At 62.8% G+C, this 26,017-nt stretch carries 23 protein-coding genes and 1 tRNA gene; 3 read left to right on the forward strand and 21 right to left on the reverse strand.

What is annotated here, in order from left to right; genetic code table 11:
• Positions 1 to 9: 9 nt before the first annotated feature.
• Positions 10 to 1,869 (forward strand): molecular chaperone HtpG, encoded by a 1,860-nt coding sequence (gene htpG / locus AAG799_RS04100; RefSeq protein WP_341894528.1) that lies wholly within the window; start codon positions 10 to 12, stop codon positions 1,867 to 1,869.
• 19 nt (positions 1,870 to 1,888) lie between these two features.
• Here htpG and AAG799_RS04105 read toward each other — a convergent pair whose 3' ends face one another.
• From AAG799_RS04105 to AAG799_RS04180, 16 genes are all read right to left on the reverse strand, one after another.
• On the reverse strand, positions 1,889 to 2,701 hold the full coding sequence (locus AAG799_RS04105) for a hypothetical protein (RefSeq protein ID WP_341894529.1): 813 nt from the start codon (positions 2,699 to 2,701) through the stop codon (positions 1,889 to 1,891).
• A 24-nt stretch (positions 2,702 to 2,725) separates the two neighbouring features.
• Positions 2,726 to 3,151 carry a GNAT family N-acetyltransferase gene (locus AAG799_RS04110; RefSeq protein ID WP_341894530.1) on the reverse strand — a complete coding sequence of 142 codons (426 nt, stop codon included), beginning with the start codon at positions 3,149 to 3,151 and terminating at the stop codon, positions 2,726 to 2,728.
• A gap of 110 nt (positions 3,152 to 3,261) precedes the next feature.
• Positions 3,262 to 4,029, reverse strand: coding sequence for a DUF1223 domain-containing protein (locus AAG799_RS04115; protein WP_341894531.1), 768 nt, complete (start codon positions 4,027 to 4,029; stop codon positions 3,262 to 3,264).
• A 37-nt stretch (positions 4,030 to 4,066) separates the two neighbouring features.
• Positions 4,067 to 7,546, reverse strand: a complete 3,480-nt coding sequence (gene addA, locus AAG799_RS04120) for a double-strand break repair helicase AddA (protein WP_341894532.1) — start codon at positions 7,544 to 7,546, stop codon at positions 4,067 to 4,069.
• A complete protein-coding gene (addB, locus tag AAG799_RS04125; RefSeq protein WP_341894533.1) occupies positions 7,543 to 10,506 on the reverse strand; it encodes a double-strand break repair protein AddB in 2,964 nt (987 codons plus the stop codon). Before addB ends, addA begins: the two co-directional genes overlap by 4 nt.
• Positions 10,490 to 11,215 carry a nucleotidyltransferase family protein gene (locus AAG799_RS04130; protein ID WP_341894534.1) on the reverse strand — a complete coding sequence of 242 codons (726 nt, stop codon included), beginning with the start codon at positions 11,213 to 11,215 and terminating at the stop codon, positions 10,490 to 10,492. Before AAG799_RS04130 ends, addB begins: the two co-directional genes overlap by 17 nt.
• The gene (locus AAG799_RS04135; RefSeq protein ID WP_341894535.1) at positions 11,212 to 12,219 is read right to left on the reverse strand and encodes a phosphotransferase; all 1,008 of its coding nucleotides are present in this window, start codon (positions 12,217 to 12,219) and stop codon (positions 11,212 to 11,214) included. The genes AAG799_RS04130 and AAG799_RS04135 overlap by 4 nt, the downstream gene beginning before the upstream one ends.
• Positions 12,212 to 12,709, reverse strand: a complete 498-nt coding sequence (gene tsaE, locus AAG799_RS04140) for a tRNA (adenosine(37)-N6)-threonylcarbamoyltransferase complex ATPase subunit type 1 TsaE (RefSeq protein WP_341894536.1) — start codon at positions 12,707 to 12,709, stop codon at positions 12,212 to 12,214. The genes AAG799_RS04135 and tsaE overlap by 8 nt, the downstream gene beginning before the upstream one ends.
• Before the next feature lie 11 nt (positions 12,710 to 12,720).
• Positions 12,721 to 14,805, reverse strand: a complete 2,085-nt coding sequence (locus AAG799_RS04145; protein WP_341894537.1) for a PAS-domain containing protein — start codon at positions 14,803 to 14,805, stop codon at positions 12,721 to 12,723.
• A 165-nt stretch (positions 14,806 to 14,970) separates the two neighbouring features.
• Entirely contained in the window at positions 14,971 to 16,365 is a 1,395-nt protein-coding gene (ahcY, locus tag AAG799_RS04150; protein ID WP_341894538.1) for an adenosylhomocysteinase, read from the reverse strand.
• A 118-nt stretch (positions 16,366 to 16,483) separates the two neighbouring features.
• Positions 16,484 to 16,783 carry an HPr family phosphocarrier protein gene (locus AAG799_RS04155; protein WP_341894539.1) on the reverse strand — a complete coding sequence of 100 codons (300 nt, stop codon included), beginning with the start codon at positions 16,781 to 16,783 and terminating at the stop codon, positions 16,484 to 16,486.
• Positions 16,783 to 17,190 (reverse strand): PTS sugar transporter subunit IIA, encoded by a 408-nt coding sequence (locus tag AAG799_RS04160; RefSeq protein WP_341894540.1) that lies wholly within the window; start codon positions 17,188 to 17,190, stop codon positions 16,783 to 16,785. The genes AAG799_RS04155 and AAG799_RS04160 overlap by 1 nt, the downstream gene beginning before the upstream one ends.
• 58 nt (positions 17,191 to 17,248) lie before the next feature.
• Positions 17,249 to 18,154 (reverse strand): RNase adapter RapZ, encoded by a 906-nt coding sequence (rapZ, locus tag AAG799_RS04165; protein WP_341894541.1) that lies wholly within the window; start codon positions 18,152 to 18,154, stop codon positions 17,249 to 17,251.
• Entirely contained in the window at positions 18,155 to 18,658 is a 504-nt protein-coding gene (locus AAG799_RS04170) for an HPr kinase/phosphatase C-terminal domain-containing protein (protein WP_341894542.1), read from the reverse strand.
• 97 nt (positions 18,659 to 18,755) lie between these two features.
• Entirely contained in the window at positions 18,756 to 20,351 is a 1,596-nt protein-coding gene (locus tag AAG799_RS04175) for a stimulus-sensing domain-containing protein (protein WP_341894543.1), read from the reverse strand.
• A gap of 58 nt (positions 20,352 to 20,409) precedes the next feature.
• The gene (locus AAG799_RS04180) at positions 20,410 to 21,117 is read right to left on the reverse strand and encodes a response regulator transcription factor (RefSeq protein WP_341894544.1); all 708 of its coding nucleotides are present in this window, start codon (positions 21,115 to 21,117) and stop codon (positions 20,410 to 20,412) included.
• Between the two features lie 123 nt (positions 21,118 to 21,240).
• Here AAG799_RS04180 and AAG799_RS04185 point away from each other — a divergent pair, with 123 nt between their 5' ends.
• Positions 21,241 to 21,657 (forward strand): DUF2306 domain-containing protein, encoded by a 417-nt coding sequence (locus AAG799_RS04185; RefSeq protein ID WP_341894545.1) that lies wholly within the window; start codon positions 21,241 to 21,243, stop codon positions 21,655 to 21,657.
• Here AAG799_RS04185 and AAG799_RS04190 read toward each other — a convergent pair.
• Together AAG799_RS04190 and AAG799_RS04195 are read right to left on the reverse strand one after the other, a co-directional pair.
• Entirely contained in the window at positions 21,637 to 22,464 is an 828-nt protein-coding gene (locus AAG799_RS04190) for an ABC transporter permease (RefSeq protein WP_341894546.1), read from the reverse strand. The two genes, AAG799_RS04185 and AAG799_RS04190, sit on opposite strands and share 21 nt — an antisense overlap.
• Entirely contained in the window at positions 22,461 to 23,249 is a 789-nt protein-coding gene (locus AAG799_RS04195; protein ID WP_341894547.1) for an ABC transporter ATP-binding protein, read from the reverse strand. Before AAG799_RS04195 ends, AAG799_RS04190 begins: the two co-directional genes overlap by 4 nt.
• 125 nt (positions 23,250 to 23,374) lie before the next feature.
• On the opposite strand from AAG799_RS04195, the gene AAG799_RS04200 reads away from it, so the two are divergent.
• A tRNA-Phe gene (locus AAG799_RS04200) sits at positions 23,375 to 23,450 on the forward strand.
• Positions 23,451 to 23,668: 218 nt separating this feature from the next.
• On the opposite strand, the gene AAG799_RS04205 is transcribed toward AAG799_RS04200, so the two are convergent.
• The 3 genes from AAG799_RS04205 to AAG799_RS04215 all read right to left on the reverse strand — a co-directional run bounded on the left by AAG799_RS04205 (position 23,669) and on the right by AAG799_RS04215 (position 25,913).
• Positions 23,669 to 24,865, reverse strand: a complete 1,197-nt coding sequence (locus AAG799_RS04205) for an ATP-binding protein (RefSeq protein ID WP_341894548.1) — start codon at positions 24,863 to 24,865, stop codon at positions 23,669 to 23,671.
• A 263-nt stretch (positions 24,866 to 25,128) separates the two neighbouring features.
• A complete protein-coding gene (locus tag AAG799_RS04210; RefSeq protein WP_341894549.1) occupies positions 25,129 to 25,710 on the reverse strand; it encodes an NAD(P)H-dependent oxidoreductase in 582 nt (193 codons plus the stop codon).
• Positions 25,710 to 25,913 carry a hypothetical protein gene (locus tag AAG799_RS04215; RefSeq protein ID WP_341894550.1) on the reverse strand — a complete coding sequence of 68 codons (204 nt, stop codon included), beginning with the start codon at positions 25,911 to 25,913 and terminating at the stop codon, positions 25,710 to 25,712. Before AAG799_RS04215 ends, AAG799_RS04210 begins: the two co-directional genes overlap by 1 nt.
• Positions 25,914 to 26,017: the final 104 nt, after the last annotated feature.

The raw sequence follows: 26,017 nt of genomic DNA on the forward strand, positions 1-26,017 counted from the left end.
GGTAACGCCATGACCGACCAGACCATGCAATTCCAGTCGGATGTCGCCCGGCTGCTGCATATCGTCACTCACGCTCTCTACAGCCAGAAGGAAATCTTCCTTCGCGAGCTGATTTCAAATGCATCCGATGCCTGCGACAAGCTGCGTTTCGCGGCGCAGACCGAGGCGGATCTCTGGGGCGGTGATGCTGACCTGAAAGTCACGCTGTCACCTGACAAGGCTGCCCGCACGCTCACCATTGCTGATAACGGTATCGGCATGAGCCGTGATGAGCTGGTCGCCAATCTGGGTACCATCGCGCGCTCAGGCACCGGCGAATTCGCCGCCAGGCTATCCGGTGATGCGGCCAAGGACATGGCGCTGATCGGTCAGTTCGGTGTCGGATTCTATTCCGCCTTCATGGTGGCCACGAAAGTGGACGTCGTCTCACGCAAGGCCGGCGAAGCGCAGGCTTGGCGATGGGCTTCCGATGGCTCCGGCCAGTTCACCATCGGTGAGGCCGAAAAGGCTGGCCGGGGCACCACAATCATCCTGCATCTGCGCGAGGGCGAGGATGAGTTCCTCGAAACGACGCGGCTGAGCCATATCGTCAGGACTTATTCGGACCATATCGCCTTGCCGGTGGTGCTGGAGGCTGACGGCAAGAGTGAAACGCTGAACAGCGCCAGTGCGCTCTGGGCACGGCCCAAGGCCGAGATCACCGAGGAGCAGTACCAGAATTTCTACCATCATGTGTCGCACGCTTTCGACGATCCTTGGCTGACCCTGCATACGCGCGCCGAAGGCAAGCTGGATTATACGCTGCTGCTCTTCATCCCGTCGTCGCGGCCGCATGATCTGTTTGATCCGGCGCGCAAGGCGCTACTCAAGCTCTATGTACGCCGGGTCTTCATTACCGACCGTTGCGACGAGTTGGTGCCGGCCTGGTTGCGCTTCCTGCGCGGCGTGGTCGATTCTGCTGACCTGCCGCTGAATGTCAGCCGCGAGATGCTGCAGCACAATCCGGTGCTGGCGCGGATCAAACAGGCGATCACCCGTCGCGTGCTGACCGAGCTGGAGAAGAAGGCCGGCAAGGATACCGAGGCTTACACAGTTTTCTGGGAAACCTTCGGCGCCGTGCTGAAGGAAGGCATCTACGAAGACCCTGAGCATCGCGAGGCCATTCTCAAGCTGGCGCGCTTCCGCTCCTCGCAGCGCGAGGGCTGGGTGTCGCTGGGCGACTATATTGCCGCCATGAAGGACGGCCAGAACGCGATCTATGTCATCAACGGCGACCAGCTCGACCAGCTCAAGCGCAGCCCGCAACTGGAAGGTTTCCGCGCCAAAGGGATCGAAGTTCTGCTGCTGACTGATCCGGTGGATGATTTCTGGCTTTCGGTGGTGCGCGATTTTGCCGGTAAGCCGGTCAAATCCGCCAGCCGGGCCGGCGCCGATCTGGATGCCATCGCGGCGACCGCTGACGAGAAGAAGCCCGAAGACAAGCCTGACGATGCGGCCCTTGGCACTCTGATCGCGGCGCTCAAGCAGATTCTGGGCGATGCCGTGAAGGATGTGCGCGAATCAAAGCGGCTGACCGACAGCGCGGTCTGCCTGAGCGCGGCAGAAGGCGATATCGACCTGCATCTGGAGCGCCTGCTGCGGCAGCACCAGAAGCTGGGCCAGATCAGCGCGCGCGTCCTGGAAATCAATCCGGCCCATCCGCTGATCCGGGCGCTGGCAGTTCGGGCACAGCAATCCGGTGCTGTTGATGCCCTGACCGATGCAGCCCAGCTGCTGCTCGATCAGGCCCGCCTGGTCGAGGGCGAGGTACCGGCCGATCCGCTACTGTTTGCCCAGCGGCTGGCGCGCGTGATGGAAAAGGCGCTCTAGCTGTTACATCCCGACGCGCCTACATCCCGACACGACTGAGCGGCACTTCGGTGACACCATAACCGGCAGCAGCCGGAATGCGCAGATGCGGCTCGGAGAAGGATGTCTTGTCGAGTACCGGCATCACATCGACGATAGCATCCTGCTGCGTGATCGCCATGGCGTCGGCTACTGTTTTCGCACGGGCCAGTTTCACCAGCTGCATGCGAGTGGCAAACACAATGGTGCGTGTCTTGGCTTCCCAGTCATCCAATGCGGCCTGCGCGCCGACCCATTCGGATTCCACCGATTCCGAGCCGTCATGCACGCCAATCTGGTCTGCTGGTGCGGGTGCCAGGAAGAACCAGGTATCAAATCTTTTGGGCATCACCTCGGGCGTGATCCAGTGCGCAAATGGAATCAGGGTATCCAGCGCGTAATCCAGGCCTTCGGCCTCGGCCATGTCGCGGAGCGTCTTGTCGCCACGATTGAGCGGTTCGCGCCAGTGATCAAGAGTCTCGATGCGGCTGGCCGGCAGCAAGGCGCCATCGCCCTTGGCGCGCGCCAGCAGCAGGCCGGATTCCTCAAAGGCCTCGCGGATTGCGCCAAAGGCAAAGGCGGTCAGCTGCGGATCGAAATTTCCAGGCCGGGCGTGGCGGCCCATCAGCACCGGATCGCTGTCGCCCTCAGCCAGCTTGCCGCCGGGAAACACCATGGCGCCGGAGGCAAAGTCGATGGCGTGGTTGCGCTTGACCATGAAGACTTCAAGGCCGGCGATGCCATCGCGCACCATCAGCACGGTGCTGGATGGTCGCAGGGCTGATTTATCCTGGGTGGATGTGCTGTCGCTCATCGGTATTTCCCCGTTCTTTTTTTATCAGACGCTGCGGCTGAGATAGATCTTGTTGCCGCCATGCGGATTGCGCACAAAGCCGCGCTTGGCCAGCCAGGCGATACCGGCCTTGTCCTGTTCCGGTCGCTGGATTTCGACGGCAACCAGATCAAGGCTGCGGGCATGGAAGGCGGCGCAGTCGAGCAGCCAGGCACCCAGACCCTGTTTGCGAGCCTCTTCTGCCACCACCAGCCGGCTGATCAGCAGGCTGCTCTGCAGCGGCAGCAGCACCATGAAGCCGTCGATGGCGGTGCGCCACTCGGCGACAAACAGGTTTTCCTCTTTCTGCAGGGCGGCGAGATCAAGGCTTGCCGCGTCGGCCAGGCTGGTGCGGGCAATCTCGCCCAGGCGCGACAGGTCGTTGCGGTCTGCCGCACGCAGGCGATGTTCGATCCGATTGCTCACCGCCATATGGCAATCCCGGGAAAGCGGGCTGTTATCATGGAGAAAGCTTCGGCTGTGGCGCCCGGGCTGTCAACTCCAGGGCTGTAACCTTTGCGGGGCCGCCGTCGCGGAAAGGTTTATGGAGCGCCCTTGATGTCGACCGCCGCGATAATCGGCCCGACGCCGTCATTGCTGAGTGTCTGCAGCATCACCACGACACCCTGGCGGCTCCAGTCGGTGCTGCTCAGGTCGGGCACGTCGTAGCTGGCGCTCTGGCCTTTCCAGCGGCCCAGATCGCCCCAGGCGCGGGCGACATTGAGATAATTCAGTGTGCGACCACTATTCTCGCCACGCTCGATGGAAACTTCATGCTTGGTATCATATCGGCACAGCACCAGCTTGGCCTCGCCCTGCCATTGGGGCAGCGGCCCGACCTGCACCTGCCATGCCCCGGTTGTCTTGTTGCGCTCGGCACGCATCGATACCTGTTGCTGCTGCTTGCGTGCCTTGGCAATCGCATAGGCGACCGCGTCGCGATCGGAGCCGACCACGGCATACTGGCCATTGATCACCACTTGCGGCGTGTAGACTTCGCGCTTGCCGGAATTGCGCGCGTAATCCTGCTGGCGCACGGCGTGGCCCTTGCGGCTCAGTGTGTCTTTCCAGCCGAGATAATCCCAGTAATCGACATGCAGCGAGATCGGGATCACCCCGGGCTGTTTCAGCCAGTCCTGCATCAGGGCATCCGCCGGCGGGCAGGAGTTGCAGCCCTGGCTGGTGAACAGTTCAAGTATCACAGGTTGCGGCGCCGTCTGGTTCTGCGCGAAAGCCGGTGCCGCCAGCCCCAGCGCCATCAAAAGGGCCGGCAGCAGCGCGGTCATGCGGCGTGGTGAAATCATCGTCATGGAGGTGAACCTAGGCATGCTCCCAGCCTACGACTACTCACGTTGCGGTGAAAGCGGCAAGGCGTTGATCCAGCAGGCTGTCGGGCAAGGGCATGAGACGCGCGGCATGGGTCCAGACCAGTGCCGCCTGCACGGATCGTCCGGGAAACACCTGCTGCAGCAGGCCGCGATACAGCGCCATCTGATCCAGATACGCCGGGTCGACATCCTGCACCGAGACAGGCGGTGGCCGGTTTGTCTTGTAATCGACGACGAGCACGGCGGCATCGGTGACCAGCAGGCGGTCGACCTGGCCGGTGACCAGGCGTTGCCCGATCCGTCCGGCCAGTGGCGCTTCCGCGCGCGCGCCGGGCTGGAATACCGCGGCGAAGGCCGGATCGCGCAGCAGAGTCATGGTCTCGCCCAGCAGGCCGGTCTGGCTGGCCATATCCAGACCATGGCCAGGATGGGCCAGGAAGCGCCGTGCGGCTGTTTCCCGCTCGGCCTCAGGCAGGTCGGGCACGGTCTGCAGCAGGCGGTGAATTAATCGGCCGCGTGCGAGGCCGGCAAGGCGGTCGGGTGCTGTCGGGCTCAGGGGGGCCGGTTCGGGGCGGCTGGGCTGTGACGGGCTCAGTGGCCTGGGTGGTGTTGGTTCCGGTGATGGGGCGGCCTGCAGCCAGGCGGGGGCAGCGGTCGGTGCAGCAGAGGTTATCGTCGGGCTGGCGGTAGCCCGGCTGTCCGGATTGGTCTCGTAACGCCGTGCTTCATCGCCCCATGGCAGGGCGGCAGTCTGCAGCGGGGTCAGTCGGTCCAGGCCGGCGGACACCAGATCATACCAGCTGCCCAGCGGCGGGCCTTTTTCGGCATTGCGGCTGCCGAGATAGCCGCAGACATAGAGCCGGTCACGGGCGCGCGTCAGGGCGACATAGAGCAGGCGGCGATACTCGGCCATCTGCTCGGCATTGCGCAGGCTGCGCAGGCCGGCGGTGATCGCGGTGTCATTGTCCTTGCGCATCGGCCAGTAGAGCTGCGGCACAGCGCGCGCCGCGGATGGGCCAGTGGCATGCACAGGCGGAACCGGTGCCTCGCCCCAGAGCAGGCCGCTGCTGCTCTGGTCCTGCGGCAGGTCGCAGCTGTCGGGCAGAATGACGATGGGCGCTTCCAGGCCCTTGGCACCATGCACGGTCAGCACGCGCACTTCGTTGCGGCCCTGGTCGAGATCGCGTTTCACCTCGCCGGCATGGCGCGGGAACCAACTCAGGAAGCCCTGCAGGCTTGGTGCGGCTTCGCGTTCATAGGACAGGGTGGCGGCGAGAAATTCATCGATCGGCTCGTTGGCCTGCGGCCCCAGTCGCGCCACCAGCCGGCGCCGTCCACCACCCGCACCCAGCAACTCGGCATAGAGTGCAAACGGCGGCACCAGATCGGCACGAGCCAGCCAGCGATGCAGCTCTTCGCTGGCGGCTTTCCAGGCCGGATTCTCATCCGACCGGCGCTGCAGCTCGTGCCACAGGCGCGGTTTGGTGCGATTCCAGCACAGCGCGAACAGATCGTCTTCGCTGAAATTGAACAGCGGGCCTTTCAGCACGGTGGCGAGCGTCAGGTCATCGTCCGGCAGCAGGCAGAAGGCACCGAGCGCCAGCAGGTCAAGCACTGCAATCTGTTCGGCCAGCTTCATGCGGTCGGCACCGGCCACCGGTACGCCAGCCGTTTTCAGCGCCTGCACCATCGCTTCGAAGAATACATTACGGCGGCGCACCAGGATCATCACATCGCCCGGCTGCACGCGGCGACCCAGGCTCGGCAGTTCCTCAGTGTCCATCCAGCGGCGGATCTGCTGGGCGATCTCATCGGCAAGGCGGCGGCGCGGATCCCTGGCGCCGACATAATCCAGCGGTGCTTCCCAGGGTTCGCTTTGTACCTTCGGATCGGGCTTGAACGGAGGCCAGAGTTCGATGCGGCCGGCCTCGTCGCGGCGCTTGGCCTTGTGCCGGAGGATTGTACCATCCTCGACGACACCGGGCTTGGCGGCGTCATCGGCGAAGACCGCATCCACCAGCTGCAGCACGGCGGGAGCGGAGCGGAACGACATTTCCAGCGGCACAGGATGCAACTGCTCGCCCACCGTCTCGGCGCGGCGGCGGAATTCGCTGCGCATGTCGAGGAAGGCCTGTGGCCGCGCGCCCTGGAAACTGTAGATCGACTGCTTCACATCGCCGACGGCGAACACCGTGCGGCGCACATCGTCGCGTGCGCCGGTGCCGCTGAAGAATTCTTCGGCCAGTGCCGCCACCACCGACCACTGGTCCGGGCTGGTATCCTGTGCCTCATCCACCAGGATATGGTCGATGCCGCGATCCAGCTTGAACATCACCCAGGGCACCTGGCTCGGCTCGACCAGCAGATCGCGGGCGCGCAGGATCAGGTCGTCGTAATCCAGCAGGCCGCGCGAAAGCTTCAGCGCTGCATATGCCTCCAGCAGTGCTTCCCCCAGCCGCATCAGCATGGCGGTCGCTTCAGCCACAGTCAGCTTGTTGAGCTGCTGCTTCAGCGCGATCAGGCGATCCTGTTCCAGCGCGAGGATGTCACCACAGTCAGATTCGATCTTTTCAGCTGCCTTGTTCGCCAGCTTGTCGCGCGGTTTGCCTTCACTGGTGAAAAATCTGGCAAGCCAGTTTTCTTCAAACGTTTCCGCAGATGCGCCCGCTGCCAGCCAGTCGCCCAGCGGCAGGCCAAGCTTTTTGTCGTTGGCGCTGCCGCCGCAGAGCGCGGCAACAGCGCGGCGCAGGTCGGCCAGCGGCATGGCTGCGATATGCTGGCCGATCGTCATCTCGCGGGTGGCATCGGGCGGCAGTTCAAGCTGGGCATAGAGTGCGCCGATGGCGCCGGCCGCATCGCCATGGGCGGCCAGCAGCAAGGCGAGGTCGCGGCGGCGGCTGAGCAAGGCTTTCAGCAGCTCGGCAAAGCGGCCGTCATCGACGCGGGCGGCAAAGAAGCCTATCACCGGCGCGAAACCGGTGTCGGTCAGGCTGCTACCCAGCACCTGGGTCTGCGCCGTGGCGAACAGGTCGGCGGTGACTGCATCATCGGCAACCTTGAAGCCCGGCGGCACCTGCGCCTCGACCGGGAAACGCTTCAACAGCGCCTCGCAGAAGGCATGCACGGTCTGCAGCCGCAGGCCGCCGGGGGCTTCCAGGGTGCGGGCGAACAGTCGTCGTGCCGCCTGCATGTCAGTATCGTTTATGGGCCGGCCGAGCAGGTCGAACAGGTCGGCCTTCAGAGCTGCGTCGGACAGCGTGGTCCATTTGCCCAGGCGCTCGGTCAGGCGCAGTTGCATCTCAGCGGCAGCCGCCTTGGTGAAGGTGAGGCAGAGAATGCCGCTCGGCCGCGTTCCCATCAGCAGCAGGCGGGTGACGCGGTCGACCAGCACGCGGGTCTTGCCTGAACCCGCATTGGCCGCCACCCAGGCCGACAGTGCCGGATCGGCGGCGACGCGCTGGTTGGTCTGATGCACCTGCAGTTCGGTATCGGAGGTCATGTGTCCTCCCCGCTGCCTTCGGCGCGTTCGGCGACGCGGGCGAGATGATCGTAGTCGCCGGGGTACTTTACAAACCTCGGACGAGGCCTCGACAGATAGGCAATAGATTCTTTGTCGAACTCACCAACCCAGTGTTTGAGTCGATCCAAAGTTTGTTGTGCGAGTTCCTCGGCGGGGGGGATTTTTTCTCTAGCATTGGGTTTAGATTCTATGACATTTGCAGTCCCGGGTTCCTCACCTCCAGTTAAGCGAATGTAGATCAAGGCTTCAATATATTTGCTAGGTAGATCTTTGAAGCCGCCGACCTGTGCGATTGCTGCTTCCAAAGCAAGTTGAGGAGCGAGACCGGAATTTACTTCCTTCTCTGATGGGGGACGTCCCGTTTTGTAGTCAAGGATAGTTAGAGAGTTTTTGGCATGGTTATGGTCAATACGGTCCGCTGTAGCTGTAAGTGTAAAAATCCCTGCAGGCGCTGCGATTTCTAAAGCTCCATTCTGCTCTAGTAGAACCGTGCGGAAACCTTCAGTGCGGCGGGTGCGCTCATAACTATGAAACCAGCGCATGGCACGTTCGAAACGAGGCCACCAGAGTGCCGCTATATCCGGCCTCTGGAGCCAACCACCGAATTCAGTTCGGCCAAGATCAAGCAATTCGGCTATTGCAGTAGCCTCATCCGGCAGCGCATCGCGATAGCGTTCCTGGAATTTCTCTAGAACAGTGTGAATGACATTGCCACGTAGGCGCGCATCAGGTGGTAGTTCGGGTAAATCAAGGCGGCGCAAGCCAAGTATACGCTTCGCATAAATGGCGTAAGGATCGCGAACCCAAGTTTCAATATCGGTAACTGGTAATCTGCGTGGCCGTGCGGCCACCGGCGGTGAGGGCCTTGGCGGATCAACGCGTAGACTGTGCACCGGTGTATCAAACTGTTCGGCCCAGGCGAGATACTGCGGCGCCGCTGTGGCTTTCCAGCGTGCGTCATTCTCCAGCAGCGCTTCCAGCCGCAACAGCCAGCGGGCCGGCACGGTGGGCGTGCCATCCACCTTGGCCGCGCGGGTCAGGATCACGTCACTGCCACTGGCGGCTTGCACGAAATCATGCGCGGTCTGGCCGAGGCGGAATTCCGGCGCGCTCAGGCCGAGCGCCTGACGCATCGGCCGGCTCAGCCACGGATCTTCCTTGGCCTGTGGCGGCCAGGTGCCTTCATTCAGGCCGCCGAGGATGATGCGGTCGGCCTGCTGCAGGCGCGCTTCCAGCAGGCCCCAGATGGAGAGGCGCGGATGCAGCTGCCGGCGCGGGCGCACCACCTGGCCCTCCAGCAGGGCATCCAGCAGGCGCGGCCATTCGGCGGGTGTCACAGTGCCAAACTGATCGGCGGCTGCCAGCAGATCGACCACCAGTCCATGCAGCGCCTCGCCGGCATCGTGCTGCCACAGTGGCGAGGGCTGGTCGGGCGCCACGGTCAGGGCTTCGGCCGCGATCACCTGCACCTGCAACAGCGTTTTCAGATCGGTGGCCTGGGTATCGTCGATGAGCGGCTGCGCAATGGTGCTAAGCCGTGCCAGCGGCGGCAGCAATTTCGGTGTCCTTGCCAGATCGGCTGCCAGGGCCGCAAGACCGGTGAGCGGACGACTTTTGCGCAGCAGGGCAATTTCAACATCTCGCGTCCAGCGCAGCAGCTCTTCGCGTGGCATGCCGAGGCGGCAGAAGGGATGCTTCAGCAATGCCAGCAAAGCAACCGGTGCGAAGTTTTCAGCCACCGCTGTCGCCAGCAGGCGCAGGAAGACGGCAGGGGCCATCTGGAGCAGTGGCTGGCCAGCAGAGTCATCGACCAGGATGTCATAGCGCGCCAACTCGGCCGCAACGCGGCGCGCGAGCATGCGGTCCGGCGTGATCAGTGCTGCCGTACGCCCCGGGGTTTCCAATGTCTCGCGCATGGCCAGCGCAATGGCCAGCGCTTCCTCGCGTGGACCCGGTGCATCAATCCGCTGCAGACCGGTCAGGGCATCACCTGCTGCCATATCATCACGGAGTTCCCGCCAGCGATGGGTCTCGGCAGGCGGCAGCAGGGCGGCGGTCAGCAATGCGCTGCGCGCGTTCGGTGTGCCATCGCCCGGCCAGTCCAGCACCTCCGCACGCAAGATGCCGAGGGTATCGAGAAGTCTGGCCAGCGCATGCTGTGGGTGAGTCGGCTCGTCATGGGCTGCCGACCAGGCCACATCGTCCAGCAGGCGGTCGAGGCCGGGCAGCACCAGGCTGCCCTGCGGCAGGCGCGCAATCAGCTTCAGCAATCGTGCGGTGGCGGGGATGGTGCCGGTGGAACCGGCGGCGATGACGGGATCGCCGGGTGGCGAGGTCTGCCAGTGCTCGATCCAGCGCTGGGTGGCGCGCTGGCGATGTTCGGCACTGTCGCTACGACCCTGTTCGGCCTTGATCGCCGGCCAGTTCTCACGGATCACCTGCAGGAAATCCAGGGTCTGCTGCCAGTGGCCGGCAAGCTCTGCCGGCACCAGATCGGGCAGGCGCTCGAGGCCGACTTCCTCGGTGGCGGCGGTATCAAGCAGGTGGCCGAGTTCGCGCGCCAGCCGCAATGCATTGGCGCTGTCACCGCCGGCAAGAGGCGAGGCCATCACCAACCGGGCCAGCAGCAGGCTGCGTTCCAGCGTGCCAAAAGGCAGGGCGTCATCGCCGGTTTCGCCGATGCCGCGCAGATCGAGCTCGTCTTCGTCCACATCGCCGAGCGGGCGGATGGTCGGCAATAGCAGCGCCTTGCCATCGCCCTGGCGCAGGAAGGCTTCAGCCAGTGCACGGCAGGCGCGCCGTGTCGGCAGCAGCACCGTGACGCGCGACAACTGCAGCGGATCGGCGCCATGCTGCCGCAGGATTCCCCGCGCCAGCAGGTCGAGGAACGGCCTGCCCGGTGCGATGGTGTAGACCGTTGGGCTAGCTGGCGTCGTCATGCAGCGTCGCTTCGGCGTGCCTGAGACCTTCGTGAGTCCCGACATCCATCCATTGTCCATGATGGACCAGGCCATGAAGCCGCTCGGCGGCGATGGCACGATCATAGAGGATGTTCAGCGAAAAGGCCCCGCCAGGTGGATCGCGGAACAGGGCCGGCGATACAATCTGCACCCCGGTATAGACATAGGGCGCCGTGATATTGCTGCCGCGCCGCATCAGGCGGCTATCGGTGTCGAGCGAGAAATCGCCTGGCCCTCCATAGCCGTCGGCCCGTGCGCGCGGTTGCAGCAGCAGCAGGCCATCCATGGTGGCGGGATCAAAAGCCGCAGCCAGGCGCTGCAATGCGGTGTCAGTGGTCTCGTCGTGCCAGATCAGATCGGCATTGACCGAAAAGAAGGGGGCGGTGCCGAGCAGCGGCAGGGCCTTGGCGATGCCGCCTCCGGTTTCCAGCAGCAGGGCGCTTTCATCGGAGATCACGATTTCGATGTCACGACGGACTTTGAGATGCGCGCGAATCTGGTCACCGAGCCAATGGGTGTTGACCACGGCGCGCTGCACCCCGGCTTCGACCAGGCGATCGAGGCAGCGATCCAGCAATGTGCGCCCTGCCACCGGGATCAGCGGCTTGGGCGTGTGGTCGGTGATCGGCCGCAGGCGCGTACCAAGTCCGGCCGCCAGTACCATTGCAGTGTGCGGGCCGGCGTTCATGTCAGCCCAGGCAGCGGCGTATAACGCTGCTCCGGCGATACCATGGCATCGAGCCAGTGACGCAGATCAGCCAGTGCCGGATGGGCAAGATCGCGTTCGACCAGATTCCACATACGCGGCATAAAGGCCTGGTAATGCGGCTTGCCGTCGCGTTTCCACAGCCGGGTGAAGACGCCGAGGATGCGGATGTTGCGCTGGGCACCGAGAATGGCATAGCCGCGGCGGAAAGCGGCGTCATTCACACCGCTGCCGGCGATATAGCGCTGCAGCATGGCCTCGGCCAGTTCAGGCGGCACGTCGCGGCGCGCATCCTCCAGCAGGGAGACGAGGTCATAGGCCGGATGGCCGGCAACCGCATCCTGGAAATCGAGCAGGCCGAGTTTCGCTGCGCCACTGCGCTGCGGTAACCAGATCAGGTTCTCGGCATGGAAGTCGCGCAGCACCAGGACACGACTTTGCGGCATGGCATCCAGCGCCACTTCCGGGGCCAGGATATTCCAGAAGAATCGAAAGGCCTGCCGTAATGCCGCTGACGTGTCGCGACCGGTCAGGGCTGGAAGGTACCAGTCGATGAAGAGTTCGGCTTCGGTGGCCAGTCGCGTCTCGTCATAGGGTGCGAGTCCTGCCGGTGCGGGATGGCGATGCAGGTCGAGCAGGAAATCGATGGTGGCTTCATACAGCATTGCCTCATCGCTGCCCTGCTTGAGCAGACGGGCGAAGAGATCGTCGCCGAGATCTTCCAGCAGCAGGAAGCCGTGTTCGACATCTTCGGCCAGCACGCGAGGCGCACTATAGCCCAGAGCTTGCAGGTGCCGGGCGATACGTAGGAAGGGGCGGACGTCTTCCTGCGGCGGCGGCGCATCCATCAGCACCGCGGGTTCGCCATTACGGTTCAGTCGTTCGTATTTGCGGAAAGAGGCGTCGCCGGCGAGATTCGAGCGCACAGCGTTGCCCCAGCCGGCGCGCTGAAGGAAGTCCCTTGAAAGTGCAAGACGGTCAGACATCGGCGGCATAGCTGAAAGCGGCAGGAAGATCGGCCAAGCGTGTGGCCCAGGTGGCATCGCCATGTAATTCGGCCTGTCGCGGCCCGCCGGCGTCACGGGTGAGCGAGAGCGCCACGGTCAGGGCCGTGGCCGGGGCATGGCTGCCAAGACGGTCAGGCCATTCGATCAGGGTGATGCCCTCGCGCAGGGCGTCGTCGAGGCCGAGTTCATCCAGTTCGCGTGGATCATTCACACGATAGAGATCGAAATGCCACAGCATGCCTTTCGACGTGTCATAGGTCAGTACCAGGTTGAAGCTCGGGCTTGGCACTTCGACGCTTTCCTCGTGGCTCAGATGCCGGATCAGGCCGCGGGCAAAGCAGGTCTTGCCGGCACCGAGCGGACCATCCAGGAGCAGGGCATCCCCGGGCTGCAGACGGTCGGCCAGCAGCACCGCTAAAGCGATCGTGGCCGCTTCGTCGGGCAACTGATAGCAACGAATCATCGGCATGGCTGTCGAGTCTACTGACGGCTCAGGAGTGCCGCAATCGGGCCGGGCTCGGGCAGTGGATAGCGTGGCAGCAGGATTTCAACCGCCTGGGCACCATCGGCACCATCCAGTCTGAGCTGGGCGCCATGCAGGTCGAACAGGCCGCGCGCTACCACCAGCGACAGATCGGCATTGACCCGGCGTTGATCGGGTGCATCGACCAGATCGGCAAACAGTTGGCGCGGCTGCACAGGACTCAGGCCGCCGCTGTGGCACTCCACCCTTAAGCCCAGATGCGATTCATCGTCGGCAGAAAGCTGCAGGGCCACGCGGCCGCCCTGCGGTGTGCCATCCAGTGCCACGGCCATCACGCTGTCGAGCGCCTGCCGCAGGCGCTGGCCATCACCGATAATGGCGCCGCTGCCGCTACGCAAAGGCAGGTCGAGCACAATAGCGCGGCGGTCGGCCAGTTCGCGCCACAGTGCTGCATCCTCGCGCCACAGGGTATCGAGCGAAAGTTCGGCGGGTTCCAGAGCCATCTGGCCAACTTCGATGGTGGCGATGGCAATGATGTCATCCAGCAGGCGCAGCAGGTCGCGCGAGGTGATCATGATATCAGCGCAGTATTCTTCCTGTCGCGCATTCATCGGGCCAAGAATGCCCTGCGACAGTACTTCTGTCATACTGATCAGCGTGCCCAGCGGTGAGCGCAGGTCATGCGTGATATTGCTGATGAAGGCCGCATTCATGCGGTCGGTCCGCTCCAGCGCCTCATTGCGTTCGCGCAAGGCACGCTCGATGCGGATATTGGCGCTGACATCCAGATAGGTATAGAGCACGGCCCCATCAGGCAGCGGCACCGAAACATAGTCGATCACCGTGCCATCGCCACGCTCCAGGCGACCGCGTGTGCCTTTGCGACTGGCGAAGCTGTCGATCAGGCGTTCACGCAGCTGCACCCAGTCCGGGCCGCGCTGCATCAGGGGGCGGGCCGCTTCCATCACCTCGGTGATATGCGGCTGGCGGTTCAGCATGTCGGTATCGATCTGCCAGAGCTGCGAGAAGGCGCGGTTATACAGCGACAGGCGTCCGTCGGAGCCGTAGACGACAACGGCTTCATAGAGGTTGTCGAGCGTGGCGCGCTGCACCGCGATCATGGTGTTGGTGGCGCGCTCCAGGGTCAATTGCCGTGTCACATCGTCATAGGCGAACAGCAGGCCGCCCGAGGGATAGGCGCTGATGACCAGGCGTAGCGTCGAGCCATCGGGCAGGTGGATCAGTTCTTCCGACCGCTCGATTACCGTGGTGAAGAGCGAGAGCTGGCCACGCTTATAGGTCTGCCAGTCGATCTGTTCGGGCAGGCGGCGTTCAGCACGCAACTGCTCCAGCACCTCGCCAAAGGTGGGGCGGGTTTCCAGCCAGGATTCATCCAGCTGCCACAGCCGTGCATAGGCGCGGTTCCAGATCAGCAATTTCTTGTCCGGCCCGTAGATCGCGGTAGCAGTCGAAATGGTGCGCAGCACCTCCATATGTGCGTCCATATGGCGGCGCAGCTGGCCACGGGCATCGGCTTCGGGCGTGATATCCTGGCCGAAGCCAAGCGTACCTTCGCCGACCGGAAGTTCAAAGATTCGGTAATTTCGGCGGTCACCCTCGGCGACAAAGCGGCGCTCCTGCGATTTCAGCGTGGCGGCGGCGCGGGCCGCCAGCGCCAGATCACGCGGCTGGTCGAGGTCATGGGCCGAGGCCAGTTCCAGGCCGCGTTCCACCGCATCCTGTGCGGTGGTTTCTGCCATCAAGGCATAGCGCGCGTTGACCCAGATCAGGCGGCCTTCGCCGTCGCGACGCCAGATCGGGAAGGGGGCGGCATCCAGCAGGGTACTAGCCTGGGCTTCGGCCTGGCGCAGGCGGTCGGTCTCGGCCGTCAGGGTATCGAGGCGTTGCTGCAGGGCCGTCGACGCCTTGCGCTCGCCGTCGCGGGCAATGGCGGTGGCGGCCATCTCGGCTTCGGCGCGGCGCAACTGCTCGGCCATGTCGCGCAGGCGCAAGGCCTGCCAAGCGGCTAGGCCTGCCGCGGCAGTGCCGGCCAGTGCCGTCAGCCACAGCAACTCGCTCACGCGACAGTCTCCGGTATTGCAGGTGTTCTGGCCCCAGACATGGCGCCACTATCGGCCAGCCGAGCCGTGCAAAACAAGGCGTTAAAAACGACAAAGGCCGGCCCAGGTTGTTTCCTGGCCCGGCCTTTGCGCATGCGGGGCGATTCGCCCCGATTCAGGGGTCGCTTAGTAGCGATAATGATCCGGCTTGAACGGACCCTTTTCGCCGATGCCGAGATACTTCGACTGCACCGGGGTCAGCTTGGTCAGCTTGGCGCCGACCTTTTCCAGATGCAGGCTGGCGACCTTCTCGTCCAGGTGCTTGGGCAGGGTGTAGACCTGTTTGTCGTACTTGCCCGGGTTGGTCCAGAGTTCCATCTGGGCCAGCACCTGGTTGGTGAAGGAGGCGCTCATCACGAAGCTCGGATGGCCGGTGGCATTGCCCAGGTTGACCAGGCGGCCCTCCGACAGAACGATAATGCGCTTCTTGTCGGGGAACTCGACCTCGTCGACCTGCGGTTTCACATTGTGCCACTTCATGTTCTTCAGCGCGCCGATCTGGATCTCGCTGTCGAAGTGGCCGATGTTGCACACGATGGCGCGATGCTTCATGGCGCGCATGTGTTCGATGGTGATGACGTCCAGATTGCCGGTGGCAGTGACGAAGATGTCGCCCTTGGGCGCGGCATCTTCCATGGTCACGACCTCATAGCCTTCCATCGCCGCCTGCAGAGCGCAGATCGGATCGATTTCGGTGACCATGACGCGGCAGCCGGCATTGCGTAAGGAAGCGGCCGAGCCCTTGCCCACGTCGCCATAGCCGGCGATGACGGCAATCTTGCCGGCCATCATCACGTCGGTGCCGCGGCGGATGCCGTCGACCAGGCTTTCGCGGCAGCCATACAGGTTGTCGAACTTGGACTTGGTCACGCTGTCGTTCACGTTGATCGCCGGGAACAGCAGGCGGCCTTCCTTGGCCATCACATACAGGCGATGCACGCCGGTGGTGGTTTCCTCGGTCACGCCCTTGATCGCGGCGCCCATCTTGGAATACCAGCCGGGCGAGGTCTTCAGCTTCTTGGCGATCGCGGCGTAGAGGACGGTCTCTTCCTCATTGGTCGGCTTGGAGATCACCGAGGCATCCTTCTCGGCCTGCATGCCCAGGTGGATCAGCAGGGTGGCGTCGCCGCCGTCGTCGAGGATCATGTTCGGGGTGCCGCCATCGGCCCATTCGAAGATCTTGTGGGTGTAGTCCCAGTATTCTTCCAGAGTCTCGCCCTTCACGGCGAAGACCGGGATGCCGGCGGCAGCGATCGCAGCAGCGGCATGGTCCTGGGTCGAATAGATGTTGCACGAGGCCCAGCGGATATCGGCGCCGAGTGCCTTCAGCGTCTCGATCAGCACGCCGGTCTGGATCGTCATGTGCAGGGAGCCGGCGATGCGGGCGCCCTTCAGCGGCTGGGCCTTGCCGAATTCGGCGCGGGTGGCCATCAGACCGGGCATCTCGGTCTCGGCCATGTCCAGTTCCTTGCGGCCCCAGTCGGCCAGGCCGATGTCTTTAACGATATAATCCGCGCTCATTTCGCAGCTCCAGTTTGGCGAGATTTTACACTGGGCGCGGATATAGCAGGCGCCGGGCGGGCCTGTCCAGCATTACATAAAGAAATCTTTATATAGGTATATAGATTTTAAGGTCAGGCTATTCAGATTCCCCGAATTTACCCTCCACCAGGGCGATCAGGGCCTCCAGGGCGGCGGCCGCTTCGGTGCCGGAGGCGGTGATATCGATACTGCTGCCCTGGGTCCCGGCCAGCATCATCAGGCCCATGATGGATTCGCCATTGACGGTCTGGCCATCCTTGGAGACCTGGATTTTGGCCTGCGGGAAGCGTGCCACCACCTGGACGAACTTGGCCGCGGCACGGGCATGCAGCCCCCGCTGGTTGGGAATGGTGACGCTGCGGTGCAGGGGCGCGCCACTCGATGCCGCTGCATCCATCAGGCAGATTCTCCGGCCAGCAGCTTGGAAGCGACGTTGATGTATTTGCGGCCGGCTTCCTGACCGGCGCTGACGGCGCTGGCCAGCTCGGCTTTGCCGCGCACGCTGGCCAGTTTGATCAGCATCGGCAGGTTGACGCCGGCGATCACCTCGACCTTGGCCTGGTCCATGATCGAGATCGCGAGATTGGACGGCGTGCCGCCAAACATGTCGGTCAGCACGATGACGCCCTTGCCAGCATCGACGGCGGCGACAGCGGCGAGGATATCCTGGCGGCGCTGTTCCATGTCGTCATCGGGCCCGATGCAGACGGCGCGCATGTTCTTCTGTGGCCCGACCACATGCTCGGTGGCGTTGATGAATTCTTCGGCAAGGCGGCCGTGGGTGACGACGACAATACCGATCATGGGACACTATCGATTTTGTTGCTGGTCATGGGTCGGGGGATTCCTTGGCGGCTGCGTCTCAGACGCTGGTGAGATCGCGGTCGCGGTGGCGGATATCGACACGTTGGCTGGTTTCGCGCAAGTGTTTGCCCAGTGCCTCGGCAACCACAACGGAGCGGTGCCGCCCGCCTGTGCAACCAATCGCAATGGTCAGGTAGCGCTTGCCCTCGGCGGCATAGCGCGGCACCAGGGTATCGATCATGTCGCGAAGCCGGACAAAGAAATCTGCATAGCTGGGATCGGCAGTGACATAGTTGGCAACGCCTGGGTCGGTGCCGGTCTGCGGGCGCAGGATTTCATCATAATGCGGATTGCGCAGGAAGCGCACATCGAACACCAAGTCCGCCTCGCGCGGCAGGCCGAGTTTATAGGAAAATGAGAGCACCATGATACTGAGGCCGGGCAGGGCGTCCAGCGCGAATTGCGCGGCCAGAACCTGCCGGAATTCGGGCAATGTGACGGCCGAAGTGTCGATCACCAGGTCAGCCTCGGTCCGCAGGGGCTGCATCAGCCGCCGCTCGGCCGCGATCCCGTCGGCAATCGGCCGATCGGCAGCCAGCGGATGGCGCCGGCGGGTGGCGGTGAAGCGCTTGAGCAGCACCTCGTCCTCACAATCGAAATACAGCAGCTGCACGGCAAGATCCGGGCGCTGCTTCAGTTCGGTCAGCAGCGCGATCAGCCGGTCGGGTTGGAAATCGCGGGTGCGGCTGTCGATGCCGGCGGCAATCGCACGGCGCGGCTGACTGTCGCTGTTCGGATTGCTGTCGTCGTCGGCCATGGTGAGGCGACGCAGCAGTGGCATCGGCAGGTTATCGACCGCCTCGTAGCCGTAGTCTTCAAGCAGCTTGAGCGCAGTGGTTTTACCAGCGCCGGATAGGCCGCTGACGACAACAAAACGGATCGGATCGGCAGCGGTACTCATCATTCAGGCTTTGCGCTTGAGCAGCGTGGTGATGGGGCTTTCCCCAAGACGGGTGTCTTCCGCGCGAATTTCCTCGGGCTGGAACAGCCTGCCGGCGACGGCCCGCGCCAGTGCCCATTTCACCTTTGCCGTGGCGCTGGGCTCAAAGGCGTGCAGCGACAGGCAAGGCAGTGCGATATCGAGAAAGGCTTCAAAGCGCGGCTCAGGGAGGCGTGGTACGTCATCACGCGGTACCAGGTCGATCAGCAGGGCCACCGGCATCGAACCGATACAGGGATGCGCAACCGGCCCCAGGCCGCGCACTTCCAGCAGACCATGCAGCGCCGGCGGTACACTGGCGATCAGGCGGCCGCCATCACGCAGCAGGCGTGTCTGATCATCGGCCACAAGGCCGGCGCCGGCATCAAGCAGGCGGAGCGCAAGATCGGATTTTCCAGCTCCGGACGGACCGCGCAGCAGCACCGCTGCGCCGGCAATCGCCACGCAGCTAGCATGGAGGGTCAGCATGGGCGCGCAGCCTGCCGAGGCATCCGGGCAGAGTCAATACATCCTTATGCAGAGTTGCCTTGGTTAACGGCCCAGACGACCTGCAAAGCCGGGTGGCCTACAACGGCAAGCGGACCGTGAAGCGGGCGCCGGTCCGGCCATCGTCGCGGTTCTCGGCACGGATCTCGCCCCCGAGCGATTGCACCACCTGACGGGCGATGGAGAGACCGAGACCGGAATGCAGGCCGAAGGCCTCGCTCGCCGGCCGTTCGCTGTAGAAGCGCTCAAAGATCGATTCCAGGTTTTCAGCCGGAATGCCGGGCCCTTCGTCGGTGACGCTGAACATGATGTGGCGCGGTTCGCGTTTCACCACGACATTGATCGTGCTGTCTGGCGGGCTGAAGGAAATGGCGTTGTCGAGCAGGTTGCGGGCCACCTGGCCGATGCGGCCCTCGAAGCCGGGCGCCAGATAGGGACCGGGCTCGATCAGTTTCAGATCGATCTGCGGGCCGGTTTCAGCCAGGCGGGTGGTGTAGGTTTCCACCACCGAGCGCAGCATCTCGGCGATATCCACCGGCTGGGCTTCGCTGCGCGCCAGTTCGGCATCCAGCCGCGACGCACCCGAGATATCGGTGATCAGGCGATCCATGCGGCGCACATCATCCTGCATCACGGTCAGCAGGCGGGCGCGCAACTCCGGTTTCTCGGTGCGCAGGAAGGTTTCCATGGCGCTACGCAGCGAGGTGAGCGGATTCTTGATCTCATGCGACACATCGGCGGCAAACTGCTCGATCGAATCCAGTCGCTGCGACAGGGCGGCCGTCATGGCGCGCAGCACGCTGGAGAGATCGCCGATTTCATCCTGGCGGCCTGAATAGTCCGGCAGCGACAGATGGGCGATGCGGCCCTTGGCGGCGCGGATGCGTTCGGCGGCCTCGGCCAGACGGTGGATCGGCCGCACGATGGCGCCGGCCAGATACAGCGAGGCCAGCACAGTGAAGCCGAGCACGGCGGCAAACACCTTGAGCACGCCCAGCCGCTCCTCACGTACCCGGGCATCCAGTTCGGCGCTGTCGACATTCAGCAGCAGGGCGCCCATCACCTTGCGCAGGCCCTGCACCGGCACAGCGACCGACAGCATGATGCGGCCATCGGGCAGGTCGCGCAGCCTGTCGGCATTTTCGCCTATCAGCGCGCGCTGTGCTTCGGCATAGTCATTGGCGTGGGTGAATGGCAGTTCGACATACTTCTGCAGGTCGAGCGTAGTCATGAACAGGGCATTGACCTTGTCGTAAAGACCGATCAGCGCGCGTTCCCATGGCGTATCAATATTCGGTGGCGGCAGTTGCCGGGTCACCACGCCGCGGCCGGCGGCCAGCAGCAGCCGGCTGTCGGCAATCAACTCGCCCTCGGCATCGAACAGCCGGGCGCGCGCACTCGACTGTGCCGATAGCCGGCGCAGCAGCTGGCGGGCCAGTTCCGGATCCAGCGTGGGGGTGAATTCCGACGGGCTGATCGCGGACTCGCCCAGGGCGCCGGCGATCAGGTCGGCCTCGTAGCGCAGTGCGGTCAGCCGCGTATCGATCAGGCTGAGGCGGAACTGGTCGAGATAGAAGAAGGCCAGCACCAGTGCAATCGGCGCCGCCAGGTTGATCAGCAGGATGCGGCGCGTCAGCGGCGACATCAGTCGCCGCCGCGGAGACTGATCGGTCACCGCCCACTCTCCCTGCTTTGCATCCTGCTACTCCGGCCCGGCTGCTGGTCTGAAACGGTCAGGCCGGCTGTTCCTTGAAGCGATAGCCGACACCATACAGCGTCTCAATTGAATCGAAGTCATCGTCGACCATCTTGAATTTCTTGCGCAGCCGCTTGATGTGGCTGTCGATGGTGCGGTCGTCGACATAGACATTGTCGTCATAGGCCGCATCCATCAACTGGTCGCGGTTCTTCACATGGCCCGGCCGCTGTGCCAGGGCATCCAGCAGCAGGAACTCGGTGACCGTGAGCACCACTTCCTCGCCTTTCCAGGTGCAGCGATGCCGCGCCGGGTCCAGGCTGAGCGGACCGCGCACCACCATCTTGTCGCTGGCGGTTTCCTCGGCGCCCGGCCGGTTGGCCTCGGCGCGCCGCAGCACGGCCTTGATGCGCTCGATCAGCAGGCGCTGGCTGAACGGCTTGGTGATATAGTCGTCGGCGCCCATCTTGAGGCCGAGCACCTCGTCGATCTCCTCGTCTTTCGAGGTGAGGAAGATCACCGGCACCTGGCTGACGCGGCGCAGGCGGCTCAGGGTTTCCATGCCATCGAGACGCGGCATCTTGATGTCGAGGATCACCAGATCCGGCAACTGCTGGGTCAGGTGGCGCAGCGCCTCGGCGCCGTCGTTATAGGTGCGGACCTTGTAGCCTTCGGCTTCCAGGGCGATCGAGACGGAGGTCAGGATGTTGCGGTCGTCATCGACCAGGGCAATGGTGGCGCTCACGGAGAGATCCTTAATGAGAGATCCTTGATGGCAGGCGGAAAGTCCCCGGAAAACCGGTGATCGTAATCACATCTATATAGCAAGTTGCTGGCCGGTTTGCAGGGGGTGGGGCAGGCTCGGGGCATGAATTTCACGCCCCTCCTAACGGCCGGCCCAGCCGTTCATATCCATCTCACGGCGACAATTTTGGCGCTGCTGCTGGGAATCATGATGCTGGCCCGCCGCAAGGGCACCCTCTCGCACCGGTTGCTGGGCTGGATCTGGGTCGGCCTGATGCTGACGGCGGCGATCAGTTCCTTCTGGATCACCGGCATGCGGGACGGCTACAGCCCGATTCATGGCCTGAGCGTGCTGGTGCTGGTTCTGGTGCCGCTGGCGGTGCTGGCGATCCGGCGCGGCAAGGTCACCCGGCATCGCATGGCGATGACCGGCCTGTTTTTCGGCGCCCTGGTGATCCCGGGCCTGTTCACCCTGCTGCCGACGCGCCTGCTCGGGCGGCTGATGACCGATGGCGTGACCCTACTCACCCTGGCCCAGTAGCAGCCCGCGCCGGCGCGCCGATTCAAACAGGCTGAGGAAGATGATGAAGCCGAGCGCCAGATACAGTGCGTTCAGCGCAAAGGCGCCGATCAGCAGGTCGCTGCGCAGCACGCCATCGACCAGCAGCGCGCGCATGCCTTCGAAGACATAGGCCGGCGGCAGTGACCATGCGACCAGCTGCAGCCAGCCGGGCAGCACGCTGACCGGGTAATAGACGGCAGCCACCGGCAGGATCAGGAACATGGCGCCCCAGGCCGCACTTTCGGCGCCCAGACCGTGGCGCATGATCAGGCCGCAGACCGCGACGCCGATGGCCCAGCCGAACATGATCAGGCTGAAAAAGAACGCGGCCAGCGCCAGGCCCATGCCGTAGACCGAGAAATCGAAAAACACCCAGGCCATGAAACTGACCGGGACCATGCCGACCAGGGTGCGGATCAGGCCCATCGCCAGGATCGAGGCGGCGAATTCACCGGGCCGCAGCGGGCTGACGAACAGATTGCCCAGATTGCGCGACCACATTTCTTCCAGGAACGAGATCGCCACGCCCAGCTGCACGCGGAACATCGAATCCCACAGCATCATGCCGGCGATGAACACGCCAAAGGCCTGGGCGACATACGAGGTCTTGCCGGCCAGGAACTGGGTCAGGAAGCCCCACATGATCATCTGCACCGCCGGCCAGTAGATCAGCTCGACCACGCGGGTCCATGACCCCGACAGCAGATACCAGTGCCGCAGCAGCATGGCGGTCATGCGCTGCAGGCTGCAGCTGATGCTGCTGCCACTGTTCATGCCGGTGCTCATGCCGGTGCCCCTTCCAGCGCGGCAGCCTTGCCCTGGCCGCGCGCGATATCGAGGAACACTTCCTCCAGATTGCGCCGGCCATAGCGGTCGATCAGGTCTGGTGCACTGCCGCGGTCGACGATGCGGCCTTCCTTCATCATCAGCACCTGGTCGCACAGCCGCTCGACCTCGCCCATGTTATGCGAGGCCAGCAGGATGGTGATGCCGCGCTCCTGCCGGTATTTCTCCAGCAGGCTGCGCACCCAGTCGGCGGTATCGGGATCCAGCGAGGCCGTTGGCTCGTCCAGCAGCAGCATGTCGGGCTGGTTGATCAGCGCCTTGGCCAGTGCAACGCGGGTTTTCTGCCCGGCCGACAGCGCCCCGGCCGGCCGGTCGAGCAGGGCGGCGAAGTTCAGTTCCTCGGCCAGCTGCTCGATGCGCGCCGCAGCCTGCGGCACCGCATAGAGCCCGGCAAACACCTTCAGGTTCTGCCGCACGGTCAGGCGATGCGGCAAGTCGACATAGGGCGAGGAGAAATTCAGCCGCGGCAGGATGTGATGCCGGTCGCGCAGCATGTCGGTGCCGAGGATATGGATGCTGCCGGCCGAGGGTTTCAGCAGGCCGAGCAGCATGGCGATCGTGGTGGTCTTGCCGGCGCCATTGCCGCCCAGCAGGGCGGTCACGCTGCCCGGCGCCACCTGGAAGTCGATGCCATCCACGGCGCGCACCTGCTTGTCGGCCGTGCCATAGGTCTTGGCAAGGCCGGAAACGACAATGGCGGCGCTGGTTTCGGGGGCTGACGGCATCGGCTAAGGTATTTCCACCGCAGGATAAAATTGTTCCGCCCTGATATGGACAGGGCAGGGGAATTTGTCTATAACCGCGCGCCGTTGCGAATAAAAGCCGTAACGGCGGTATCGAAGATACCCGTGCCCAGGTAGCTCAGTTGGTAGAGCAGAGGACTGAAAATCCTCGTGTCGGCGGTTCAACTCCGTCCCTGGGCACCATCTTTTCAAATACTTAGTCGGTGATTTTAGGTTGCTTGAACTGCAAAACTCGAAAAAGTTTTGCAAGCAAGTCATTGATTCGCGTCTAAGCCATGAGGTGAGCTTGGGTTCATTTGTCTTCGATACAATGAACCGATCAAAGCACTTCTCTATCTATACTCAAAAGCCTCCACCACCCTGCGAGACTCGGCCTCAACAGGTCCTCGCGTGTCAGTGCTTTAGCCTTTGCCTTGGCCCACGGCTTTAGACTGAATTCGCATCAGATATTTATCAAACATCGGGACAGTAAATGCGGTGTCGCCGTGGGCGGGGCTGTAAATCATGCCCTTTTTGATTAGAGAGCTGCGAACGGGAGCAATGCTTTCAACAGCAACACGGAGTTGTCCTGCAATGTCGCCGGAGCGATGAGGGCCTGCTCCCAGCTTCGCCATTGCGAACATGTAATCGCGCTCCCGTGGGGTGAGGCGATCAAATCGCACTCGGAAGAAGCTCTCATCCAAGCTGGAAATTGCATTAATACTGGCGGCGTTGACGTCATCAATTGTAATGGGGGACTGCGCGGCGATATTCCATGAATGGTATCCCCATTCCTGCAAGAAATAGGGATATCCCTCAGTCACTTTTTTCACATACGCAAGGGCTTCTGAAGTGAAGTCTACTCCTTCCCGTTTTGCCGGTTCTTCTATTGCTTTGATGGTATCGGAATCGCTTAGTGCGTCCACTTTTGGATAATCGAAGAGTCTTTCCGCGTATGATTTAGATTTGCCAGCAAGACCTACTAGCTGTGGCAGGCCAGCGCCAATGAGCACGAGGGGTAACTGTTTCTGGGATACACGATGCATGGCCATTATGAGAGCACTGAATTCGTTCTCGTCGACATATTGAAGTTCATCAATGATGAGTGCGACAGCAGTCCCTCTTGCCTTCGCGGCGTTACCAATCGCTTCAAAAAGATCAGGAAGGTCTGCTTCGATATCACCGCTGTCGGCGGTGCCTTTCAGTGGTTCAATGCTTAAGCCAAAATCTACTTCACCAATTGTGACTTTCACTGCGTTGGCGAAAGCGCGAAGCACCATCATGCCGCTCTTAACGGCTTCGGTAACTTTCTCCTTCGTGTCGAGGCGGTAGAGAATCTTCCTGAGGCAAGGGATAAGTACTTCCGTCAGCCTTTTAGTTTCAGGAATTTCGATAACAGCGGCGATAAAGCCCTGTGCTTCAGCGACCTCTTCAATTTTATTGAGCAGGACCGTTTTGCCCACTCCGCGCAAACCCACCAGCATGAAACTCTTGGCGTGGCGACCAGCGCGAACTCGCGCCAATGTAATCTTGCTGCGTTCAAGAATTTCATCGCGTCCGGCTAATTCCGGTGGCTGACTGCCTGCACCAGGTGCAAAGGGATTTGTAACCGGGTCCATAGGTATCTTTCGTATCTTACGATGATTTATGAATTAATATAATATTACTCATAAGTAATAATAAGGTCAATTGAATTTGGGCTGTGTGGTCCTCAGGATTGGTTTTGCAAAACACTAGTAACTCATTGATATAGAGTCGGCCCGTATCCAGAGGTTTTGCAAGCAACATATTGAAATATATAATATAAACGTCTGACTGAAAATCCTCGTGTCGGCGGTTCAACTCCGTCCCTGGGCACCATTTTCCCCTGAAAATCGCAGTCCTAAAACCGGCGCATCAGCGCATCGACGCGGTCCAGATGCCGGCGCAGGGATTCCGGCGTCGCCACATTCATGTGGTAATAGGCGTGATAGTCCACGCGGGTGCCGCCGGTCAGCGCGCGCAGGTATCGCGTGATCACCTTGCGCGGCGGGTCGCCCATGAACAATGCCATCCAGCGCGGCCGGCCATAGGTGGTGAAGGCGGCAATCTTTTTCAGATGCGTCAATGCCGGTTTCACATCGGCCGGGTCGCTGATGTCGAAAGCCACGCCGGGCATCAGCACGCGGTCGAACCAGCCCTTCAGGATCGCCGGCAGGCCGAAACACCAGACCGGAAAACACAGCACCAGGGCCTCTGCCGCCAGCAGGCGGTCGACATAAGGCTGCACCGGCGCGCGATTCACCGCCGTGTTGTGATAGTTCAGGCGCTCCTCCCGGCTCAGCACCGGATTGAAGCCCTCGGCATAGAGGTCGCAGTCATCCACTTCATGGCCGGCGGCTTTCAGTGCCGCTACCACGCGGGCATGCAGCGCGGCATGGAAACTGGTTTCGACCGGATGGGCATAGAGAACCAGAACGCGCATCAGTCGGCTTTGTCCTTGGGGGTGGGCATCGGCAGGCTGTCACGCACCGCCTTCAGCCTGGCATGCAGCGCGTCGTCGCGGATGCGCGGCAGCAGGCGGTCCAGCTCGGCGGCGATTTCCGCAGGCGACAGATAGCCGCGCCAGGCATCGGGTGCCTCATCGAGACTGCAAACAGTGGATGCGGGCGGCTTCGGTTCATCCATGGCCAAAGTGTAGCGCAGAGACGCGTGGCTGTCGTCATCGACCTGTCATCGCAGCGGCATCGCAGTGTCATGCTTGGCCGTTACCGACTCTCCTCCCATACACC

The sequence above is a fragment of the Ferrovibrio terrae genome (genome assembly GCF_943371255.1).
Classification (GTDB): Bacteria; Pseudomonadota; Alphaproteobacteria; order Ferrovibrionales; family Ferrovibrionaceae; genus Ferrovibrio; species Ferrovibrio terrae_B.

Coding starts and splice junctions, on each gene's coding strand:
- AAG799_RS04205 (WP_341894548.1), bottom strand. CDS start 24,865: ATGGACCCGGTTACAAATCCCTTTGCACCTGGTGCAGGCAGTCAGCCA.
- AAG799_RS04215 (WP_341894550.1), bottom strand. CDS start 25,913: ATGGATGAACCGAAGCCGCCCGCATCCACTGTTTGCAGTCTCGATGAG.
- addA (WP_341894532.1), bottom strand. CDS start 7,546: ATGACCTCCGATACCGAACTGCAGGTGCATCAGACCAACCAGCGCGTC.
- AAG799_RS04195 (WP_341894547.1), bottom strand. CDS start 23,249: ATGCCGTCAGCCCCCGAAACCAGCGCCGCCATTGTCGTTTCCGGCCTT.
- AAG799_RS04185 (WP_341894545.1), top strand. CDS start 21,241: ATGAATTTCACGCCCCTCCTAACGGCCGGCCCAGCCGTTCATATCCAT.
- AAG799_RS04160 (WP_341894540.1), bottom strand. CDS start 17,190: ATGATCGGTATTGTCGTCGTCACCCACGGCCGCCTTGCCGAAGAATTC.
- AAG799_RS04110 (WP_341894530.1), bottom strand. CDS start 3,151: ATGGCGGTGAGCAATCGGATCGAACATCGCCTGCGTGCGGCAGACCGC.
- AAG799_RS04130 (WP_341894534.1), bottom strand. CDS start 11,215: ATGAACGCCGGCCCGCACACTGCAATGGTACTGGCGGCCGGACTTGGT.
- ahcY (WP_341894538.1), bottom strand. CDS start 16,365: ATGAGCGCGGATTATATCGTTAAAGACATCGGCCTGGCCGACTGGGGC.
- htpG (WP_341894528.1), top strand. CDS start 10: ATGACCGACCAGACCATGCAATTCCAGTCGGATGTCGCCCGGCTGCTG.
- addB (WP_341894533.1), bottom strand. CDS start 10,506: ATGACGACGCCAGCTAGCCCAACGGTCTACACCATCGCACCGGGCAGG.
- AAG799_RS04170 (WP_341894542.1), bottom strand. CDS start 18,658: ATGCTGACCCTCCATGCTAGCTGCGTGGCGATTGCCGGCGCAGCGGTG.
- rapZ (WP_341894541.1), bottom strand. CDS start 18,154: ATGATGAGTACCGCTGCCGATCCGATCCGTTTTGTTGTCGTCAGCGGC.
- AAG799_RS04155 (WP_341894539.1), bottom strand. CDS start 16,783: ATGGATGCAGCGGCATCGAGTGGCGCGCCCCTGCACCGCAGCGTCACC.
- AAG799_RS04135 (WP_341894535.1), bottom strand. CDS start 12,219: ATGTCTGACCGTCTTGCACTTTCAAGGGACTTCCTTCAGCGCGCCGGC.
- AAG799_RS04190 (WP_341894546.1), bottom strand. CDS start 22,464: ATGAGCACCGGCATGAACAGTGGCAGCAGCATCAGCTGCAGCCTGCAG.
- AAG799_RS04105 (WP_341894529.1), bottom strand. CDS start 2,701: ATGAGCGACAGCACATCCACCCAGGATAAATCAGCCCTGCGACCATCC.
- tsaE (WP_341894536.1), bottom strand. CDS start 12,709: ATGCCGATGATTCGTTGCTATCAGTTGCCCGACGAAGCGGCCACGATC.
- AAG799_RS04210 (WP_341894549.1), bottom strand. CDS start 25,710: ATGCGCGTTCTGGTTCTCTATGCCCATCCGGTCGAAACCAGTTTCCAT.
- AAG799_RS04115 (WP_341894531.1), bottom strand. CDS start 4,029: ATGACGATGATTTCACCACGCCGCATGACCGCGCTGCTGCCGGCCCTT.